Genomic DNA, 21,088 nt, shown 5'->3' on the forward strand with positions numbered 1-21,088 from the left:
CCCATCATTTTGTAATGATTCAGCCTTTTCAGGGGCGGCCCATCCTGAGTCTTGCTGCGCTCCCTGGAATTGACAATTGACGGCCGGCTTAGTAGAAACGTGCGATTCGATTAGGCATATCAAGACCTGCAGGGGTGAATGTATGAGCCATCAGTTCTGGATTTTGCTGTTATGCCTCGCCGCTGTCTCGTGCCAGAAGTTTGAAACCCAATTCAGCGGACTGGCTTCTCAGTGTGGGATGCAAGCCGAGGGCCATACTGTGGTGCAGATTCAGGACCCAGAGGGTCTTAAGCTTTCCATTGAAGGAGGAAACGTCCAGGCCCATTGGTTGCCGCGGGACGAGGTCCGAGCCAGCCAAACCCTCAGTTTAAACCAGGCCGGTTGCGTACGACTGCCACCTGAAGCCGGTGTCCTCGAAGTCAGAGCGCGTCTTCCCGCGGGGGCGGTGCGCCGTGCCTATGAGAGGGTCCGAAGCGTTCCTTATGAAAAGTTAAAATTGGTCGCGACGCCTGGCCTTTCGATTCAGGCTCGATGCCTTGAAGGCACAACCTACGCTCGCGATCAGTTGTTTTTTCCATTTACGTCCAATCGCAGCGGGGATTTTGCCAGTGTGCGCATGGCCTTGGTCGCACGCCCCAGTTCCGGTGGGACAGCCTTCATGGTGTGGCAAAAGCCTTTTCATGAATCCCAATTTGAATTTCCTCAGCACTTGGATGTCTCAGCTCTGGAGGAAGGTCAGTACGAGATGTTTCTGCAGTGGCAGGAACTAAGTGCGCAGGAACCTGCTCTTTCCAGCAGCTGTACTGTCAGCATTCGACGCCAGGTGCCGGTTCTTACAGGATTCCCTCTCGCGCCTCGACCTCGGGTTCGCACACTCGCTCAAGGCACGATTTTACCTTGGTCCAGCCGTAACGCCGAAGACACGCTCGGACTGTGCCGGAAAAAGCTGACGAACGAAATTGAAGAACTGCCTGATTCGCATTGCAATCGGCCCGATCAGTATCAACCTGCGCAGTTGATTGTCGCAGATCAACCTGGGCTCTGGGAATACTGTCTGGTCGCGGAAGACAAGGCGGGCAATCGCTCGCCACCTTATTGTGAGCAGCTGCTTATCAGTCCATCCGGTCCTGAGATCCAGGTTGCCTGGCTCCATCCCGATTTGAAAGGTCCCTTGCCGCTTTTGAAGCGACCCTATGCGCATATTCAGGCGCGAATCCAATTGAAGCACCCTCTGTTAACGGAGGAGCAGCTGCAAAAGAATCTGCAGTGTAAGGTGAACATTGCGATCAGTGCTGAAATTCACGCGACCGGTGGCAAGGTTCGGTGTATGAACGGGGCGTGTGCCGGTGAAGATCTGGCAGAATTTCGCAGCTGTCCTTCGGATTTAACATTGGACCTGACCGACCTTTGGACTCAGCCATTGCAAAGACGCGCGCGCCTTCAGCTAATGGTCAGGGCCGAGGATGGTGCTGGACAAACTGCTGCAGCGCAGGCCGATGCCTGGATCCATGAACTGGCTTGGTATGCAGAGCCGATGTCGAACGGCAGGTCGGGTTTACCTGAGGGTGAAGAGCCCGTTAGAATTAGGCTCGATCGCACAGGACGTACCTGGCTCCTGGCGAAGGCTCCAGGGGAAACTGCGCACATTTATCTTCGCGCATCGACGGAGTGGCAGCGAACATTCGAATTTCCGTCACCTTCCGATAAGTTCGGGTCCCAGGATTTATTTCAGGATGGAGAAGGTACTCTCTATGCTGGCGGCGACAATGGGGATGAGAAACTGACGATCTATAAACTGAATGAAAATGATCAGTGGGACGCGCTGCCAGTTCCTGATCTGAACAACGCCAAGGCCTGTGATCGCTTCGTAGGAGCGAAGCAGGGTTTTGCCTGTGTCACAGTATCTCATGTCCTGCGCTGGCGCCCATCGGGCTGGTCTTTCATCGAACGTCCTAAGAATGGCGACGAACCCTTATGCGCCGAACTCAATGATATCCTCCTGGTGGATGGCGAACGTATTTGGTCTACGTGTAAAGGCCTCCTCTACCTTTATGAAGGCGGCCTATGGCAACGCAAACCAACGCCTGAAATTGATGTGGTTGAGTCGATGCAAATGGATGGTTTGGGCCGCATTTGGGTCCAGACTCTAAATCCTTATTACAAAAACAATGGCCTGGGTTACTTCGATCGAACCGGGGATTGGCATCCAACGGGCGCTAACGCAGGTCTGCCTGACAGCATTCTTGGCTTCAATATGCTGACTTTTGGCACGGACCAGAGTCTTTATTATGGACCCTACGTGTGGGACGAAACCACCTTTCGCTGGGGTTTTATAAGCGTGGGCAGCCGCCCTGCGTTTGACCCTTCCGCTGAGTCTATCGGGGGCCTCGGCAATCAGGCCTGGATTGTGCGGGATACGCAGCAAACATTTGTGGAAATGGGGCGTGCGGATCCGATCGTCTGGCATCTGCCTTCCGAAGGGATGGAATATAAGGGATCCCAGGTTTCATTCCGCGATGTCCAGGATCATCTGTGGTGGATCATGCGCGATCTTAAGACCCAAAAGCAGACCCTCTATCGACTCCGGGATAGCCTTTTTGTGCCCTGGGACGAGGGCTTGACAGGTGTCGATATCGGGCACGAGCATGATATCAAGATGGATGCATCGGGCAAGCTGTGGCTGCTGAAACTGGGTTTTCTCTATCGTTATGAACAGGGCCTTTGGCGCGTACAGGCCAAGTTTTCGGCTCCCATTCCCAACACGCTTATGCCAACGCCATCAGGCCGTTTGTTTTTGGGAGCGCCCGGCTCCATTTATGAATGGACGCAGCAAGGTGCCCAACTTATATATTCCGTTCCTGGCAACCAGCTCTACTTTTCGAATCTGGCTGAAGATAATCAAGGCGCTGTTTGGTTCCGCATGACTTCGGCCGTTGATGGCACTCTGTATCGATTCTCTGATGGAAAATTTGAAACTTTCACCATGGAATCCAACGATCCTGATGCGAGCTTCCTCAGCTCCAGGATTTTTATCGATCGCGGCCGCCTTTCCATCATCAATGGGGGAAGTATCTGGGGCTTTGATTCCACCAGCAAGCGATTCGTGACCGTGGATCCCTCCGAACTTTCGTTGCCTCCTGGGCAGGTCTATGTAGTTCATGAGATCAGTTTGCAGGACACACTGATCGAAGCTATCGAACCAGGTGTTGGTGCGGTCGCACTGGTGCAGATTTCGCGAGAGAATGTCCCCTCGAAGGCAATGCCACTTCCTCCCGGTCTGCGCTTCGGACAAGCCTTCAAAAAAGATAAGGAAGGCCATCTATGGGCTGCCGACAACGACGATCACGTGTATCGGTTCACAGCAAACCAGGCATGGGAACTCAGACTCGATCTTCGCGAGGTCCATGAACGGCTTTCGCTCACCGGAGGGTTTATCACGGGGATGACGCCGGCATCGGAAGGCGGGTTGCTGGTGCAGATCTATGAAGGACCTCTGCTGCGTCTGATACCGTAAGAATGGGCCGCCGTGCGGTGCACGGCCACGTTCAACTCTCTCACTTTTCAAGTGATCAAATGGTCATCGCAGGCTCTCATAAAGTTTTTACGCTTGCATTGGGACTCTTCTCAATCTTACAGTCATGCCCCTAAGAGTTGGACGTATCCGCCATGATGCAAATTTTCTGACTGTTCTCAGCGACAGTTGTCCTCGCCTCTGCGGCCGTCCACATGTCCTAGGATGCTTGTAAAAAATTTATTTTCCTTGGAGCTAACATGAATAAGTTCATGGCCTCTGCTATCGTCTCTGTTTCCGTTTTCACCATGTCCTGCGGCGCAATGGAGCATAGCGCTGACAGTGAGATGTCGGTCTTTCTGGAAGGCGGGGGTTGGCGGGTGGAGGATAGCCCTTATAATCTGAAGCCAGGATCGACCATCGGCGTATGTGACACTGGTGTCAAACAAGGCGTTGCGAACCTCGTCGTTCAAGCTGTCAACACCTGGCTTGAGGTGGGCGGACGTGATTCTCGTGTGAAAGTATCGAAAACCTGCACCGCCGATCGGATCCTTAAACTCGTTCGAGTGGACGATGACGTGGACTATTATGGACAGGTTTCTCCGCTGCAAGGCAAGGTCTATGTCGTGAATGTTCCCGACAAGTGGGCAGGCCATTGGACGTCCAACCATGAAGTCGGACATATTTTTGGCTTTGGTCACATCTTTAATGGAACTGTTTCCATCATGAATAGCGAACAAAATGGCGCTTACATGAACGGCGGCCGCTTATCGTCCTATGACAAAAGCGAAGTCAAACGCATGCTGTCGTCCTATCACTTCACACTGGTGAACCGGCTCTGGGTCCCGTCTGCAGCTACTCCAGCAACCACTGGAACAGCCGCACCGGCGCACGAAGAGCCAACTCCCCGCGTGGCTACCGGCAGTTGTACGGGTGCGAATGGAACGACAATTTACGCACACGGGACCGTGACCACCTACAAGGGCAATACCTATACCTGCAACAAAGGGAAATGGGTTTTCTCGGCTGGAATCCACTGATATTACCGGGATTCCTCGAATCCCGCCCACGGACTTCCGAGTATGGGTCTTCGCAAGCCTGGTTACGACGCGCCCCTGAAAATCCCAGCGACGCTGCAATATTCGTTCGTTGAGGGTTCCTGGTTTGGAATCATTTAAGCCTTCAGGGAGTCAACGCGTCATGTCAGGAATAAGAATTGTGAAAATATTGGTCCTCTGTCTTTTAACCTGGGCCGCTTCAGCCCGCGCAGGGGAGTCGGAACAAAGAATTATGGCCATTCAGCAGGCGAAAATCGAAGCTCTGCAAAAACAAGTCACTCAAATGCGGAACAAGGTTAAAAGTGAAGGATTGACTCTTCAGATCGAGCAGTGTGGCGGCACACATTACAATTGCTCAGTTCGAAGCTGCATCGATATGTGTATTAGCAAAGGTGGCCGCGTGGCTCATCGTCATGAGCTGGCAAACATAGCGCTGAAAGGTCAAAACCACTGTGCTTTTACCATCAGCTATGACGTGAATAACAACCGTTTTGATCACGGCTATCCTATGTACAACTTCCAAGGCAGCGGCTGCGCCAATTCCAACCAAACTCCATCCTTGCCTTCCATGCCCCTTAGTCCTGATATCCATAATACTGTTATCGCTGCAAATTGTGCCTGTATGTTGCCCATGGTGTTGGATTGAGTTCATGCAGAATTGAGAAAAAAAGGCCCTCAAGTTTCCTTGAGGGCCACAGGACTTATTTGGGGACAGGCTTCTTTTGCTCTTCCAGGAACTTCACAAGAGCATCAATTTGAGTATCGGTCAGTTGCTTAAACCGGCGTGGGGGCATGGTCAGCAGATGCTCGCCTTTTTCCATGCTCACCGGTTGACCCATGGGTGATACGATCTTCACACCTTCCGCTTTCAATCGTTCGGGGCTGTAACCCAGTTTGATACGAGAGATGGCAATGTCGATTTCTGCGGCGGCGTTCGCCATCGAGGCCAGATTCACATTGAACTTGGACCGTGATACAGCGGGATCGAGACGTGAGTTGTGACACTGGCTACAGGCAAGCGTCAGCGTTTGCTGAGGAGTCATCTCGGGAGCCACGGCAAAGCCCATGTCGCCCAGTTGCTTTTGATCGGTTCGCAGCACGTTGCGATGATCTTCAAATTTATCCATCGAAACCAGACCGGCTTTGAAATCCTGGTACTGCTTGGTGAATTTCTGCAGCAGAGTCGGCTCTGTGACCTTGACGTCGTGATAAGGTACGGGAATCATCTCACCTGTCAGCACGCGAGCAAAGAGAGCATCCCATGTTGCACTTTGACCCGGAATGGTATTGTCTTCGGGCTGGTTGGGTGACGAGTTTTCCACTTCAGACTGAATGGTACTCGTTTGAAATTCGTTCGGCTGCGTGTTGGAGCCGTTTTCACGGACCGTATCTTCCAGGTTGGCAGGATCCGAGGCGCGAATCATGGGGCCGGGGATGCCGCCATAGACTTCATCGGTGCCATGGGCTGCATAGTAGTCGTTGATCAAGTTAATGCCAGCAGTATTATCCCGGAAAAAGTGCGTCCATGGATTCTGCAGTTCCTGCATACGGAGCAGTTTAGGTGTGCCAGGACCATTGGACTGATGACACTGACGGCAATCCACAATACTATTTTTGATTTCGTCTTCATGATAAAGGGAAAATTCGGTCCAGCCCGTTTCGATGGCTGGGGTCAAAAGCTCGCCCGGTTTACAGCCTTCTGGTTTGCTGTTACAAGCCTGTTTGAAACCAGCCAGGAAAAATTCGGGTCCAGTCGGTGAGTTCAGAATGATTTCCGCGAACTGTTCACCGCGCACGAAGCCAAAGATCGCGAAGTTGGGATCAACGTTGCCAACAGCCGACGCACTCATGAGCAGGACGCGTGGGTTGATCGCCGAAACAAATCGTCCGACCAACGAACTGGAGTGGCCTTGAACCGCAAACGCTGGGTTGCCACCTGTTCCGTTATCGCCCCTTGTGGTGAGCGTAGGATCAACGATCTGCAAACCCAGAATCGTTTGAAGCTCAATCAAGCTTTTCGGCCTCATATTCTGCACGCAGAATTTTTGCAGGATGGCGTTCGTCGCCAGGTTGGGCATGTTGGCGATTTTACCGCAGACGACCTTCATTTGCTCTTCACCATGCTTAAGGCCATGCATGGGTTCTTCTTCACTCAACGCCAGGAATGTTTTAGCATCACGCTGGGCTTCCGTTGGAGTCTTGGCTTCCAGTGGCGTGACCTTGGGCGTGGCGTCGCCTGTATTGTCCGCAGGTTTTGTTTCGGCTGTTGGTTCGGCCGCAACGACGACTTCCTGAGCTGTGTCGGACGACGGCGTGAATTTAGGATTTTTCTTAGGAGTACAACCTACTACCATGATCAGGGCTGAGGCATAGAGCCATTTGCTTTGCGGTGTCATGAACCCTCTCCTTCGTTGTTCGCCTCGTTGCTTAGCCTATGTGGACCGTGTTCAATCCCAAGCCTGCTGCACGTGTCCTGTTGAGATGAAATTGCAAGCGGTGGGCCCTCACGGCGAGACGACCTAAACTGGGAGATTCATGGATGCATCGCTCAAGATGCTGATCGCAACACGTGTCCATGATATGAGTCATTAAAATTAGATAAATGGAGGGGGTTTGGATAGACCTCTGATTTTAATGAAGTTCCAGCACGCGCGGGAATTGAACACTTCACAGTCGAGCCCGAGTATTCACGAGATGGCATCTAGTATCTTGATTCAACTGGATTATTCATGATGGTAAGATTTGCGAGTTTTCAATCAGGAGAGAAATTTCTGCGGTTTTCCTGGACTAACTTAGCTTCACAAGTAAGTCTTTGCATCAACTATGCCCGTTGGAGCGCCACACCCATGAATTCAGGCCACCTGAAGTCCAGGTGACCCGATAACGCGATATTCAGAATGTTAGTTGGAATCGGGAGACAGAGGATGCGTTCCCGAGCCGATGATCGGACTGGTCGTAGGGAACTCCATGGAGGAGCGCATGGATCCCTCGGTGCCGAAGATCTGCTCGCAGGTGAAGGTTTGGCTGGTAGCGTCAGGGCGCATGCAGGTCATGCCCTGACCGTATTTTACCAATACGTTAACACCGTCTTTCATGTCCGGGTACTCGCGTTCATCGGCCATCGCCGCATGCAGGCGTGCGGCGTAAGAACCCACGTAGCGAATCAGGACTTCGCGTTGTTCCGATCCTTCGATGGGCGACTCCACGTCATCATACGAAGTGATGGTGCCCTGTGTGTCCATCACCTGCGAACACGTATATTTTCTATAACGCTCTTCGCAACGGAGGTTGTAACCCGCACGGGTCCGAGCGTCTTTATTTTCCACGATTGGCACCTGCGACATCCAATGAAACATCCACTTCGCGTGCGCACCCGTAAACCTAATGGTTATGTTTTCCGCGTGAGCCGCCGTCATGAACGAAAAGAAGCCAAAGAAAAGTGCGATAACTTTCATAAGAGATTCCTTCTGGTGAGCCCGCAGTATTGTTTAGTCGATATCGTTAGGGGAAGAGAAAAGCAGAGGTAATGTTGCAAAACTGTTCTTAAAAGATCCAATTGGAGAACACTTTTCTCAATTTGCGTCTGAATATGTGCCTACGCTGGCCAGTAACTACGTCATTAAAACGCATAATATTGATATTGATAATGAGTTTCATTTATGGAATCTTGTGGACTTCCAGGGCCAACGCCCTTTCCCACAAGGAGCACGATGTGAAACGATCCCTGCTTATCACCAGTTTTCTGGTGCCAATGGCCTGTGCTGATAGCAAAGATTCCCCAAAAAATTCCACAGTTGATAACCCTACGGCTGTGATCGCCACACCCCAGGAACGCATATTTGAAGTTCAGAATCTGACTCTGGACGCCACGCAAAAGTCAGTCTGGGTCTATCACGGTCTGAAGGAAGGCGCGCTGATTCCCATGACCAAGGACCAGCCCTGGGTCATCGGCACGAACCGCTATATGTGGCAAACGAATACGGGCAGCAGTGGAACATTTGAGGGTGGGGCTTATGAGGTGAAGGATTTGACTTTTGATGCCCTCACCAGCTGTGATGCCAGCCGCTTCGTGAAAGACGTCATGGTTCCTCCTATAGGATCGATTCATGAAGGCATCACGACTACCTGGTGGAACATAAAGGAAGCTATTCCAGTCCCTCTCGATACCAGCTTTGTGATCGCTCGAGATAACGAGTGTATCAAAGTCAAACTCTTGAGTTACGACAAAGGCCTCTACACGCTTAAATTTCAACGACTCAAATAAAAGGTATAGGTAACGATATGCCCAGGACATGCTGGAGGCTTGTCAGCTTCCTTTCACTTTTTTCGTGGACAGCTTCTGCTGCTGAAACAGTCGTCGTGACCGCATCTCGAGTCCCTGAAGATGTGCGCACCTTGCCGGCTTCTGTGACCATCATCTCGCGGCAGGATATTGAGCAGGTGGCGGACGCGGGGCAGGGCCTTGGCTTTGTGCTGGCTCGTCTGGCACCCGGTATGGGTCCTGAAACCAACAGCGTGTCCAATTTCGGACAGCAGCTTCAGGGACGCAAGGTCCTGATCCTGATTGATGGCATTCCACAAAGTGAAAATCGACAGGTATCTCGACAGTTGAATACGATTCAGCTCTCCAGCATTCAAAGGATCGAAATTATCTCCGGGGCCACCGCCATGTATGGTGCGGATGCCATAGGTGGGGTGATCAATATCATCACTCGGGATTACGCTGAGGTTCCGTTGCAAAATCATTCGCGGGTCAACGTGAGTGGTTCCGATCAGGCCTCATTCGCAGCAGGTGGCGCCTGGCAGGTGGAACATACAGTATCCGGGACGCTCGGTGCTTCTCACTATCTGGTGAATGCTTCTCTGGAAAAGCGAGCCTCGACTTTTGATGCCCAGGGCGACCTTATTCCACCTGAACCGGCCCAAACCAGCCGGGACCAGGTCCAGGCGATCGACGCTTTACTCAAGTATGCTTATGATTTTTCCGATCATCAGCGCCTTGAATTATCGTTCAGTGCCTATCAGGATCAGCAGGATCTGGATTATACCGTCGCAACTGATCCCTATCGAGCGGAACATGGGCTCAAGCTCGATGACCAGCCTTTGAGCGAAAGGCGGCAGCTGGCCTTGCGCTATGACCAGAAAGATTTTACGGCCAGCATTTATGGTCGAACCCGAGAATATCGTTTCTTCCCTTTTGTCCTGACCAGCCCCTTTACCATGATCAATCAATCCACATCGGAATCCGAAGCTCTCGGCGCACGCCTGCAGTGGGACCGTCGCACCGGTGAAGCATGGCGTTGGATCTATGGCGCTAATTATGAAACTGAAAAGGGACGGCAGAAAGCCCGTGGCTATGACTATACGCAATATTTTATGAGCAAGGGGCTGGTCTATGAACCCGAGGATGGTTCCTATGATTATGGGCCCGATGTAAAAACGGACAAGCTTTCACCCTTTCTGCAGACGAAGTGGACGATTGATGCCGAGTCGCAGCTCCATGCTGGCTTTCGCTACGAATGGATCCGGCAGACAATTTCGGATTTCACACCACCGCTCGAAACCGCCCTGGCTCAGAACTACACTCTGATTCGGTTGGGCGTGAATCAGAAGGAGCAGGCCGGTGAGCTGCCGGCAGGAACCGCAGCGTCCCTGCCGGCTACCTACGAAAAAGCGTCTTACGAAGGGGGCATCAAATCGTTTCATGCGTCCGCCTTGAATGTGGGGTATTCGTATAACCCCGACCTGAACCAGCAACTTTATATCAACTACGCGCAGGGTTATGAACTCGCCGACACGGCGCGTCTGATGCGTGACGCAGTCGGGCAGGGGAGCCTTCTGCCCGTGGTGGCCTCTGCCTTGAAATTAAAAGTCAAAACCACGACCACGGATGATCTCGATGTCGCTACGATTTATACACAGTCCGTCAACGCGGGCTACAGTCATCGCACGCGTCTTGCCAATCAGAGCGTGAATGTCTTTTTGAATCAGTCTGACAAGATCTATCGATTCAATCGGGATTTTTCGGTCGACCTCTTGAATCAGATTCAGCAGGTCTATGGCTTTGAAACGGCAGCCGATATGCGGCTGCAGCCACAGCTGGCTCTGGGTGGAAGCTACGTGATGGCCTGGGGCCGTTATCGTGGAGGCGCGGACGACAAAACCTGGTTGCGCCTTTCCACAGCGGAAGTCAATCCACCCAAACTCACGGTGCATGGCACATGGTCGTTGAGTGATCGGCAGAGTCTGCGAGCTCAGACCACGCAGGTTTTTTCCCAAAGGGGCTCCGAGCGATCGAACGTGGAGCGATTTCGGGGATATTCAACGGAAGACCTGTTTCTGACTGCGAAGGTGACGGAACAAGGCACCTTGAGATTGGGCCTCAACAATATCTTCAATCATGACTACAAAACCGTATTCCATCAGTGGGCGGAAGCAACCTATGGAGCGAGCTCCGGTGCACCGGCTAGCGGTCGTCGCGTGAGTGTTGGCTATGATCAAGTTTTTTAACGGAAATGAAAACGGCACTTGTAAAAGAAATAATAATAATGATTATCATTATCATTATGTGGAAACTCAATACAGGAGAATCATTATGAAACACAGTTTACTGGCCTTGATCGCTTTGACCCCGTTCCAAGCCTCGGCCGCAGAAGATCTGGCCCTTCCCGGCGCGCGCTGGTTGGCAAAGTCGAGCGGTTATGTCTGCGCCGCGGATACGAGCAAGACGGTGGAAAGCCCCGCTACACTGCAGGATATCGCGGCAACGTTTGAGTCCATGACGACTGACTATTCGCTCGATAACGGACTTTTGAAAGCCACGTTTGTGGAAGATGGTGTGACCTGCCGGTACTCGGCACTTATCCTGGCTGACAACGCGGCCAAGACTTTGAAGCTGGTCGAATCTCTGGCATTCGCAGCTGACGAAGCGTCGAGCTGTAGCCAAGGCAAAGCCATGCTGGACGGTTATCTGGCAGCCAACTCCTACCTCTACTGGGGTCATCCGCATCACGTCACGGTGTTGATCGAGGAGCCTAACGCGGCAGCAGTCTGTGGGGAAGGCACCACGACAGTCGGTATCGACTTTGTCCTGGCTGGCAAGATCTAAAGGATTCAACCTGGGAGATGAGTTGATCTCATCTCCCTCTCCGACCCGATCCTTCCAGCCTCTTCATCGAAAGTCCTAAGCGCAGGTCTCATCACATGCTTCTCAAAAGTAAAAACTTTAATAAACTGCACCGCCTTCATCGCTGGCTGGGACTTATCCTGAGTGTTCATATTCTGCTCCTGGCGCTGACTGGCATTGTCCTTGTGTTTCGTGATGAACTGGCACCGACCCAAACACCTGTGCCCTTGACAGGTCAACCGGTGAGTCTCCAGTCCCTTGTGGATAAGAGTCTGGCTCAGTATCCTCAGGATCGTGTTTTGGCCATCGGCCTCGATCACCATAACCCGCATAAGGCGAGTCTGCGTTTGGGACCGGATGGAAGTCCGAAATTCCGTGGGGCCAGGCGGCTGCATTTTGATCGGCGCAACGGAGAACTCTATAAGGATAGCCAACAGGATACGGGCCTCATTCAGACTCTTTTGATTCTGCATCGCGAATTGTTCCTGGGCACCCCGGGCAAGCTCTATGTTGGGATTCTGGGCTTGATCTATGCTGTTATACTGATCACTGGCCTCGTTCTCTATGGACCCTTGATGAAGCGGCAGAGTTTTGGGTCTTTACGTACCCACCTGAATCCACGGCATTGGTGGGCGGATCTGCATAAAAATTTCGGTGCTCTCACGTTCGGTTGGTCCCTTGTCGTGGGCCTGAGCGGATTCATGCTGGGGTGGGGTGGACCCATTATCAAATTTTATCAGGGTTACGCTCTCCAGGATCTGACGGCCGAATTTTCTGGTCCTCAGGAGAACAGGTCCTTTGTCCCGGTGGATCAAGCTCTTCAGGCAGCGGAAAAAGCCAAACCGAATGGGCAATTTTCCTTTGTCGCTTTTCCTACCAGTGAATTTTCCACAGCCCATCACTATATCTTTGTGATGGATGGGACGACTCCTCTCACCGAAAAACTGAGCGATCTGGTGGTTGTCAACGCTTACGACGGTCAGCTCGAACGTGTTCTGATCCAACCCTGGTATCTGCAGCTTCTTTTGCTGGCCGAGCCGCTGCATTTTGGAGATTACGGTGGCCTGCCCATGAAGATACTCTGGGTGATCTTTGGTCTGGCCTCGATGGTTCTGCCTGTCTCAGGGCTGCGCATCTTCCTGCAAAAATTTTGGAAACAGCAGGAACAGAAGCGTTCATTGGCTTTCCATCCATCCAAAGGCTCACCCAGCCAGCATCCTTATGCCTGGCCCCTGGTTGTGATGGGGCTCAGCTGGATGGGCCTTGTTTATGCCCTCCTGGTGGAAGGACCACGGGATGCCTGGGCCAACCTCTGTCTTGGAGCGGCGCTGATCATTCCTGTGTGGCTGTTTCGAAAACACAAACGTACGGTCGCGTCGGACTCATAAGAGAGGGGGCATCTGTGAAAACATCAGTCTTGCGACCCATAGCCTTGGTCACCACCGCTGCTTTTAGCGCCTGCCAGATGATGGCTTTTGTTCTCTATCCCTATTTTGCAGAATCCATGCGCCTGCCGTTAACGACCCTTATCAGTAGTTTTTCGGTGGGGTCCCTCCTGTTTCTCTGGGGCAGTCCTTACTGGGCCAGTCGCAGTTTAACCTGGGGCACGAAATCAGTATTGGCTATGGGGCTCGGCGGTCTTATCGCCTCCCAGTTTGCGTTGCTCCTGTTGGTCCAGTTGGAAATGCAAGCCTGGATGACGACGTTGCTCCTGTGGAGCAGCCGGATTCTTTATGGTCTCACAGCGTCTGCGATTGTCCCAGTTACCCAGATGATCATGGCCGAAGGCAGTACCACAGGCACGCGTATGAAAGCGATCACCCGGCACAGCATGTCACTGCATGTGGGGCGGCTCCTGGGCCCATTTTTGGTTTGGTTTGGACTGCTCTTTTCCGCGGTCACTCCTCTCTGGCTTTGCGCGGGACTTTTACTGGGCGTGGCGCTGGCTCTGACACGTGCGCCAGCAGGCACGAGAAGCCCGCAGACAGCATCGGAACGGCGAGCCCGGTCTTGGCCTTCGTCGGCCCACAGCCGCCTATTGATCGGCATCGCCTTCGGGGTGACATGCCTTGTAGGAATCTTGCAGTCGAGTTTGACCTTGCATCTGCAAAAAATTTTGAGTCTGAACTCTCATGCAGCTGCCCAGCTGACCTTACGCTTCCTGTTGGCATCCAGTGTGTTGACGATTGCCATTCAAGTCCTGGTCCAGGCCAAAATCAAGAGTCCATGGCAGGGAACGTTCCCTATGGGAGCGATCTGTCTGGTTATCAGTACTCTCGTGTTGGCCACCTTTTCCAACGCCAGAGATCTTTGGTGGGCCTTGCCCCTGGTGGCTGCCGGCCTGGCTTTGCTCACGCCGAGTTATACGACCGCTCTGAGTCTCAATGAAGCCATGTCCCAGGGTGCAGCAGCTGGGCTGTTGGCTGTAGCTCATACGTTGGGTTATACCGTTGGCGGTCTTCTGACAGCTGGCCTTCTGGCTGTCCAGATTTCGCCTTTGTGGTCTGCGTTGCTCGTAGCCGTCCTCCTGTGTCTGATGATTGTGCCCTTAAAAGCCCATTCGGAATCCAATCTTCAAATTTGCGAAAGAGAACATCGATGAATACCAAGATTTCCGCTTCGGAATGGTTGTCCACAAGCTGTTTTTTGAATTCACTTCTGCGTGAGTTCCAGGACTGGCAAGCCATGGATTTACCGGAACGGCTCCAGGTTCAGTCAGGTTGCCGGCAGGGTATTTGTCTTACTCTATCGAAGCATCCGGAGTTCAGTAAAATCTGGATCCCTCTGCAGCGCTATTCTGTTGTGGGCCGACATCGGTACAGCTTACCCGGCTATGGAGAAGATTCCAGGCAGCAAAGAGCGAGTCTCGATCTTATGCACATGGCGACGATTATTCTGGGCGAAGAAGGCATCGTAGGTATCAACGAAGCGGAGCAACGGCAGATTTTCTTGCAACGACTGCAGGACAGCCGCGATATGATTGAGGAGTCCCTGCGGCTACGGCATCAGGATATCGTGGATTCTTTTGATGCTGACCTGACCTTCCGTGAGGCTGAGCAGCTGTTGATCGTAGGTCATTCCCTGCATCCCACCCCGAAAAGTCGCGATGAATTCACGGCGGACGACAAGTCCGTTTATTCACCAGAAATGGCGGGGCACTTCCCCCTCAGTTGGGTTGTCGCGGATCCTCGATACTTTCATGAGCGACGCTCCGAACATTTCTCCAGGGATTGGATCCAGGAATTGGTAGCGAGCGACCCTTCGCTGCGCCTCCATGTGCCAGCGGGATTCCGCATTCTGCCGATGCACCCTTGGCAAGCGGAGAAACTTAAACAGCATCCCGCCTTGCAGAAAGCGATCGCTGCAGGCCAGGTGCAGTTTCTAACGTCCCCCGGTGACGATTGGTATCCGACTTCGTCCGTGCGCTCGCTTTATCGGCAGCACGCACCTTATATGCTCAAGTTTTCCCTGACATTGAAGCTGACCAACTCCATTCGCCACCTGCTGGTCCATGAAGTGGAGCGCGGGGTCCAGGTTTATGATGTGCTTCAGAGTCAGCACGGCCAGCGTCTTCTTCAGGAACAGCGGTCCCTGCATGTGATCTGTGAGCCGGCTTACGCCATGCTGGTGGGCGAAAGCAGCGAATTGCTGCATGAGTCGATCGTTGTGTGTCGAGAGAATCCCGTTCACCGGGATGATGACCCTCAGCCTTTGGTGTTGGCGACCCTCACCCAGGAGGATCCCCTGGGTCGAGGCAATCTCATTGTTCGGAATATTGAAGGCCTGGCTGTGGATCGCGGTTTGACGATGGCTACCGCCTCCCGCTTATGGTTTAAGACCTTCTGCAGAGTCGCCTTGGAGCCGCTTATGGTGGCTCAGTCGAACTTTGGTATCCTGCTGGGAGCTCATCAGCAGAATTTGCTCCTGACACTCAAGAATCACCTTCCCGATCAGCTCTTCTTCCGCGATTGCCAGGGTACGGGTTACGCCGAGTGGGCCTTTGAGCGGCTCCGTGATCAGGTTCAGTCCCTGGATCTGGAAAACGGCAATATCGTGTCCCATGATATGGCCGTCTATCTTTTCACCTACTATCTGGTGATCAATTCGACCTTCAATGTGATCGCAGCGATTGCTGATTCCGAAGTCATTGAGGAAACGGAGCTCCTACGCGAGCTTCGCGTTCTGGTCCAGGAGCTTATAGACCGCCAGCCTTTTGACAATGAACTCCTGCAGGACCTTTTGCAGGAAAGGACTCTGATGCACAAAGGAAATTTCCGCTGTTCGGTGCAGAGTATCAATGAGAATACCAGTCACAACCCAATGTCCATCTATACCCCTATACGCAACCCCCTGCATGAGATGCAGGCCTGAAAGGATCGCAATATGAATGAGGTTCGTGCTCCTATCACTTACCAGGCACCGGAGTCCCCTTTGGCTGTTTCCGTGAGGTCTGAGGGTTCGCAGATTTTTGCGGGACCCGGACCACGCTTCACTATGGAATTTGCCGTTGAAAATGGGCGTTTACGATTGGTCCGCGATCATCAGGGCCCGGAAAGGGAGCGTATTCATTTGCATGTCATGGAGTTTGTTTTTGGGCATGAACCGTGTCTTCAGTCCCTCGACTGCACCGACCTGCAAGCGCCTTTCCATGACGCCTTCAGCCATCGCTTCTTTCAGAATCGCGAAGGGCGGTTGATGCTGGACCGCGAGGTTTTTTTTCAGCTTCCTGTTCTTTGGCATCGCAGGCAGCAGGAAACCTTTGCACCGGAACGCTGGATCATGACCCACGAACGCGCTCATCCGCAGCGGGATTTTGTTGAACACGGTGTCCTTTATCGCCGGTATGTCCCCACCATGGGCCAAACGCTCAGCTTTGAACTGCTGGATCGCCAGCAGCATCTGGATATCTTCCACGAATGGCATCATCAACCCCGGGTCGCCATGTTTTGGGAAATGGCTCACCCGAAGGAGCAGCTGGATGATTATTTGAGCAAAATGGAACAGGATCCCCATCAGCGCCCGATCATGGCTTTGCTGGATGGTCATCCTGTGGGCTATTTCGAAGTCTACTGGACTCCAGAAGATCGGCTCGGACCTTACTATGACCATGACCCCTTCGACCGTGGCTTTCATTTCCTCATCGGTGATGTTTCGGTGTTAGGCGGACGAGCCACTCCGGAATTGATTCAATCGATGGTGCACTTTATTTTTCTGGATGATGCACGCACTCGTCGCGTCATGGGGGAACCCCGATCGGATAACGCAAAGCTCCTGCGTTATGTGGAAAGCCTGCCCGGCTGGGTCAATCTTCGGGAATTCGATTTCCCGCATAAACGGGCTGCTCTCCTGCAAAATCGCCGTGAAGATTTTTTTCGAGGGGGGAGTCTTTGATGAACGCTCGGCAAGCTCATGACTGGATCCTGGTCAATCAGCGTCTCGTGGCCAAAGCGATCGCGGAAATGTCATTTGAACAACTCCTGAAACCTGCCCTTGAAGAGGACGGCTATTCTCTAGCCTTAAGTTCGGGTGTGCGGTACCGCTTTACAGCTTGGGTTACGATTTGGGACTTTCTGCGCATCGAAGCCGTGTCTTTGCGACGACAGCCGTTGGGCTCCATGGCATGGGACGAGGTCACGTCCGCAGGCCAATTTTTTCTGGATGCTCAAGCGGAAACGGCCATGGATGATATCATTCTTGGAAATTTCATGGAGGAAATGCATCGGACCCTGTTTGCCGATATGAAACTTCTGTCCCTGCAGCGGAACCACAGTTCAGCGTCGATGATCGAAATGGACGGTGATACCCTGCAGGGCCTGCTGGATGGACATCCCAAAGCTCTGTTGAACAAAGGCCGCATGGGGTGGGGGAGTCCTGATCTGGATCGCTTTGCTCCGGAATCCATGCCTTCCTTTCAGCTGTTTTGGATTGCCGTCAGCCGTGAGACGGTCGAACAATCGAAGCATCCCGCATGGACCTCGGAGCAGTTGCTCGATGACAGCATGCAGGCGGATGAACGCGTCCGTTTCCAGCAGACGATTCTCGCTTTGGATGTCAGTCCCGAGCGTTATGAGTATATGCCGGTTCATCCCTGGCAATGGGAGCAGGTGATCGAGCAGCAGTTTGCAGGAGCCATAGCGTTCAGGAGCATCGTGCCTCTTGGCCTCTTCGGAGACCGCTATCGGCCACAAACTTCGCTCCGAACGATGAGCAACGTGGACCGTCCCGAATGTCTCCAGATCAAATTGTCAATCTCCATTCTCAACACATCGTGTGTGCGCGGACTGCCAGCGCGTTATGTTGCCGTTGCACCTCAGCTTTCGCTTTGGCTGGCGCAGATTTGTGAACGTGATCCGCTGCTGCAAAGATCAGGCGCCCGCGTCCTCCAGGACGTGGCCAGCATGCATCGGCAACACGAACATTATATCCAGGTGAAGGAAGCCCCTTATCGCTATCATGAGTATCTCGGCGTTGTCTGGCGGGAGAGTTCGCAGGCCCGCCTGCAGAGGGGCGAGCAGGCTGTGATCACAGCAGCGCTCTTTCAAAAGGATGCGCAGGGCGAGGCCCTCCTGGTGCACTGGTTGGAACGCAGTGGGTTAAACCTGGAAGCCTGGCTGAGAGCATATTTTCAGGTGGTGGTGATCCCTCTTTATCATTTGCAGTGCAAGTATGGAATTGGCATGGTCGCGCATGGGCAGAATACCGTCCTGCGTCTGGATCAAGGCCGACCTGTGGGCATGTATTTAAAAGATCTGCAGGGTGATCTGCGGATCATTGATGAAGATTGGCCTGAACTTGAGACTTTGGCCCCGACCATAAGGGCCAAACTCACGCGACTTCCAGCGCACTATTTGATCCACGATCTGCAAACGGGGCATTTCATTACCGTGCTGCGTTTTCTGTCAGCCACGTTATACGAAACGATGCGCTACTCGGAAGAATCTTTTTACCAGATCCTCACCGAAGCTTTGGAGGCTTATGGAAAAAGTCAGCCGGAACTGGCCGAGCGTATACGGCAGCGGTCCTTGCTGGAACCCACCATGATCCGTGTTCTGATCAATAAGGTTCGTTTTAAAATCGGTTATGCGGATCACGCCGAACGTCCCGTGCCTGCCCTGGGTACCGAACTTATCAATCCCTTGTCACGACGAAAACTGGGAGGAAATCATGTCAGCCCAACCTTATGATTTGGTGGGTCTGGGAATCGGCCCCTTTAATTTAAGTCTGGCCTCCCTTGCGGAAAGTCTGGGTGGATTAAAAAAGGCCTTTTTTGACGCTAAACCTGAATTCCAGTGGCATCCCGAACTCATGCTGCCCGACGCGACCATGCAGACGACCTGGGTCAAGGATCTGGTCAGCGCCGTGGCTCCCACGAGTCCCTATAGCTTTCTCAATTACCTGGTCGAGAACCGGAGATTTTATGCCTTTCTGAATACAGGACGTTCGGTCATTCTCCGGCAGGAGTTTGAAGACTATTGCCGCTGGGTGAGCCGTGGGCTGTCTTCGCTGAATTTTCAAAGCCCCATCCGTGAAATTGATTTCAAGGACCAGAGCTTTCAGATTCGGCTGGATGACAGGACGGTCCAGGCGAAGCATGTTTGCCTGGGAACAGGATTGCAGGTCCATATTCCCAAAGTGGCAGAAAAATATTTAGGCCCGCGCTGTTTTCATCCCAAGTCTGCTCATCTTGCTGAACTCGATGTGACCGGCAAGCGCGTGCTTATCGTTGGGGGCGGGCAAACCGGGGCTGAGATCTTTCTGAACATGCTGCGGGGACGCTGGAAGCAGCCTGACCGCATTCACTGGATTTCACGTCGACCCAACCTGGAACCCTTGGATGAGTCGGCGTTCACCAATGAATATTTCATGCCGCACTATGTGAAGAACTTTCATAAGCTCCCGATCGAAGAGAAGGATCACATCGTTCGTTCGCAGAAGCTGAGCAGCGACGGTATCACGCCGGCTTACCTCTTGGAGCTGCACCGTGAACTCTATCGGCATGGGCATGTCGAGCGTCGAGGCCCTGAGGTCATCATTCAAACCAACCGTGAACTGCATGACTTGCAGCAGCACGGCGATATTTTTCAGGCCCGTCTTTGCCATACTGTGCGGGGTGAGACGTCTCCCCTGGCCTGCGACATTGTCATCCTCTGCACTGGCTTTCAGAGCCGCTTGCCTGGCTTTATGGAACCTCTGCTTCCTTCCCTGGGTATGGATCATCTGGGGCGGCCTTTGGTTGGAGAAAACTTTCAAATGGACTGGGACGGCCCGGCCTCAAATCGCCTTTACGCCGTTAACTTCAGTCGACACGGGCATGGCATTGCCGAGCCGCAGACCAGTTTGATGGCCTGGCGTTCGGCCTGCATTCTGAACGATGTCCTGGGTTGTGATAGGTTTCCACTGAACAATGAAGCTCAGGGATTTCTCCAGTTTTTTTCTTAAACATGATGAGCCTCATGAGGTGGATCGATGGTGAGCCGTTCCCCGCAGCGAAAGCAGTATTGACTGTTATGCATATGATGGCGTTCCGCGCAGCGTGGGCAGGCCCTGGGAGACTGTGGCTGGCGACTCGCACGGCCGATTTCAACCGACATAATCCCAGTGGGCACAGCAAGGATTCCATACCCCATGAGCATGACACATGCGGCCATGAACTTGCCCAGAGGCGTCAACGGCGTAATATCCCCGTAACCGACGGTCGTCAGGGTCACCACGGCCCAATAGACGCTCACGGGAATATTGGTAAAGCCGTTCTCCGGACCCTCGACGAGATACATGAGGGCGCCAACGATCAGAATGAGCGAGAGCACGCCTCCTAGAAATACCAGAATCTTGTGACGACTGGCCTTCAGAGCTGCAAGGAGAACGGAAGCCTCGCCCGTATATTGGACGAGCTTCAGGATCCGAAAGACCCGCAAGAGCCGTATGGCACGAATCACAAGAAGAGCCTGGGATCCGGCGAAATAAAAGCTGAGATAGGTGGGGATGATGGAACAAAGGTCAATGAGGCCGAGAAAACTTTTTGCATAGCGGCCAGGCTTGGGCGTGGAAATCAGCCGCAAAATATATTCGGTGGTAAAAAGGATCGTGAAAATCCATTCGGCCAGCCGCAACCACTGTCCGTACTGCTGTTGAAACCCCGAGACGCTCTCCAGGCTCACACAGAGGATGCTCAGGATAATTAACCAAAGCAGGACAATGTCAAATAATTTTCCAGCAGGCGTATCAGAGCCAAAAATGACGATATAGATCTGCTTGCGCCATGACGCACGTGAGGCGGGAACGTCAGACGTGTCTGGCAAAGCTGGCGGTTCGTCTGATTTCATACGAATCCCTGGACTTGTAGAGTATCCCTCTTAAACTCTTACCAGATTTTTGTCCAACACGCATCCTGTC

General features: G+C 52.8%; 15 protein-coding genes. 12 read left to right on the plus strand and 3 right to left on the minus strand.

The features are described 5' to 3' along the window. The first annotated feature begins 142 nt into the window (after positions 1-142). From VE954_RS06075 to VE954_RS06085, 3 genes are all read left to right on the plus strand, one after another. Positions 143-3,514, plus strand: coding sequence for a hypothetical protein (locus tag VE954_RS06075; protein ID WP_324950707.1), 3,372 nt, complete (start codon positions 143-145; stop codon positions 3,512-3,514). Positions 3,515-3,771: 257 nt separating this feature from the next. Beyond that, entirely contained in the window at positions 3,772-4,551 is a 780-nt protein-coding gene (locus VE954_RS06080) for a hypothetical protein (protein ID WP_324950708.1), read from the plus strand. Positions 4,552-4,729: 178 nt separating this feature from the next. Beyond that, positions 4,730-5,215 (plus strand): hypothetical protein, encoded by a 486-nt coding sequence (locus tag VE954_RS06085; protein ID WP_324950709.1) that lies wholly within the window; start codon positions 4,730-4,732, stop codon positions 5,213-5,215. A 55-nt stretch (positions 5,216-5,270) separates the two neighbouring features. Here VE954_RS06085 and VE954_RS06090 read toward each other — a convergent pair whose 3' ends face one another. Continuing rightward, complete coding sequence (locus tag VE954_RS06090; RefSeq protein WP_324950711.1) at positions 5,271-6,965, minus strand: hypothetical protein; 1,695 nt, start codon at positions 6,963-6,965, stop codon at positions 5,271-5,273. 504 nt (positions 6,966-7,469) lie between these two features. After that, the gene (locus tag VE954_RS06095; protein WP_324950712.1) at positions 7,470-8,024 is read right to left on the minus strand and encodes a hypothetical protein; all 555 of its coding nucleotides are present in this window, start codon (positions 8,022-8,024) and stop codon (positions 7,470-7,472) included. A 257-nt stretch (positions 8,025-8,281) separates the two neighbouring features. Between VE954_RS06095 and VE954_RS06100 the strand changes: the two genes are divergently transcribed. The 9 genes from VE954_RS06100 (at position 8,282) to VE954_RS06140 (ending at position 20,134) form a co-directional block, all read left to right on the plus strand. Further along, the gene (locus VE954_RS06100; RefSeq protein WP_324950713.1) at positions 8,282-8,833 is read left to right on the plus strand and encodes an HmuY family protein; all 552 of its coding nucleotides are present in this window, start codon (positions 8,282-8,284) and stop codon (positions 8,831-8,833) included. A gap of 95 nt (positions 8,834-8,928) precedes the next feature. After that, positions 8,929-11,079, plus strand: a complete 2,151-nt coding sequence (locus tag VE954_RS06105; protein WP_324950714.1) for a TonB-dependent receptor — start codon at positions 8,929-8,931, stop codon at positions 11,077-11,079. 85 nt (positions 11,080-11,164) lie between these two features. Beyond that, positions 11,165-11,677, plus strand: a complete 513-nt coding sequence (locus VE954_RS06110; protein WP_324950715.1) for a hypothetical protein — start codon at positions 11,165-11,167, stop codon at positions 11,675-11,677. Positions 11,678-11,772: 95 nt separating this feature from the next. Beyond that, entirely contained in the window at positions 11,773-13,083 is a 1,311-nt protein-coding gene (locus tag VE954_RS06115) for a PepSY-associated TM helix domain-containing protein (protein ID WP_324950717.1), read from the plus strand. A 14-nt stretch (positions 13,084-13,097) separates the two neighbouring features. Beyond that, the gene (locus tag VE954_RS06120; RefSeq protein ID WP_324950718.1) at positions 13,098-14,297 is read left to right on the plus strand and encodes an MFS transporter; all 1,200 of its coding nucleotides are present in this window, start codon (positions 13,098-13,100) and stop codon (positions 14,295-14,297) included. Then, a complete protein-coding gene (locus tag VE954_RS06125) occupies positions 14,294-16,066 on the plus strand; it encodes an IucA/IucC family protein (RefSeq protein WP_324950719.1) in 1,773 nt (590 codons plus the stop codon). The genes VE954_RS06120 and VE954_RS06125 overlap by 4 nt, the downstream gene beginning before the upstream one ends. A gap of 12 nt (positions 16,067-16,078) precedes the next feature. Continuing rightward, a complete protein-coding gene (locus VE954_RS06130; RefSeq protein ID WP_324950720.1) occupies positions 16,079-17,086 on the plus strand; it encodes a GNAT family N-acetyltransferase in 1,008 nt (335 codons plus the stop codon). Then, positions 17,086-18,879: an IucA/IucC family protein gene (locus VE954_RS06135; RefSeq protein WP_324950721.1), complete on the plus strand. Its 1,794-nt coding sequence runs from the start codon at positions 17,086-17,088 to the stop codon at positions 18,877-18,879. Before VE954_RS06130 ends, VE954_RS06135 begins: the two co-directional genes overlap by 1 nt. After that, complete coding sequence (locus tag VE954_RS06140) at positions 18,860-20,134, plus strand: lysine N(6)-hydroxylase/L-ornithine N(5)-oxygenase family protein (RefSeq protein WP_324950722.1); 1,275 nt, start codon at positions 18,860-18,862, stop codon at positions 20,132-20,134. The genes VE954_RS06135 and VE954_RS06140 overlap by 20 nt, the downstream gene beginning before the upstream one ends. Here VE954_RS06140 and VE954_RS06145 read toward each other — a convergent pair. Beyond that, positions 20,131-21,018 (minus strand): ion transporter, encoded by an 888-nt coding sequence (locus VE954_RS06145; protein WP_324950724.1) that lies wholly within the window; start codon positions 21,016-21,018, stop codon positions 20,131-20,133. The genes VE954_RS06140 and VE954_RS06145 overlap by 4 nt on opposite strands. Positions 21,019-21,088: the final 70 nt, after the last annotated feature.

The sequence above is a fragment of the Oligoflexus sp. genome (assembly GCF_035638955.1).
In the GTDB taxonomy this organism is placed as follows: domain Bacteria; phylum Bdellovibrionota_B; class Oligoflexia; order Oligoflexales; family Oligoflexaceae; genus Oligoflexus.

Bases quoted from the DNA above. Each gene is read 5' to 3' on its own strand.
- VE954_RS06125 (WP_324950719.1), top strand. From the start codon at position 14,294: ATGAATACCAAGATTTCCGCTTCGGAATGGTTGTCCACAAGCTGTTTT.
- VE954_RS06140 (WP_324950722.1), top strand. From the start codon at position 18,860: ATGTCAGCCCAACCTTATGATTTGGTGGGTCTGGGAATCGGCCCCTTT.
- VE954_RS06135 (WP_324950721.1), top strand. From the start codon at position 17,086: ATGAACGCTCGGCAAGCTCATGACTGGATCCTGGTCAATCAGCGTCTC.
- VE954_RS06075 (WP_324950707.1), top strand. From the start codon at position 143: ATGAGCCATCAGTTCTGGATTTTGCTGTTATGCCTCGCCGCTGTCTCG.
- VE954_RS06090 (WP_324950711.1), bottom strand. From the start codon at position 6,965: ATGACACCGCAAAGCAAATGGCTCTATGCCTCAGCCCTGATCATGGTA.
- VE954_RS06115 (WP_324950717.1), top strand. From the start codon at position 11,773: ATGCTTCTCAAAAGTAAAAACTTTAATAAACTGCACCGCCTTCATCGC.
- VE954_RS06110 (WP_324950715.1), top strand. From the start codon at position 11,165: ATGAAACACAGTTTACTGGCCTTGATCGCTTTGACCCCGTTCCAAGCC.
- VE954_RS06145 (WP_324950724.1), bottom strand. From the start codon at position 21,018: ATGAAATCAGACGAACCGCCAGCTTTGCCAGACACGTCTGACGTTCCC.
- VE954_RS06130 (WP_324950720.1), top strand. From the start codon at position 16,079: ATGAATGAGGTTCGTGCTCCTATCACTTACCAGGCACCGGAGTCCCCT.
- VE954_RS06095 (WP_324950712.1), bottom strand. From the start codon at position 8,024: ATGAAAGTTATCGCACTTTTCTTTGGCTTCTTTTCGTTCATGACGGCG.
- VE954_RS06080 (WP_324950708.1), top strand. From the start codon at position 3,772: ATGAATAAGTTCATGGCCTCTGCTATCGTCTCTGTTTCCGTTTTCACC.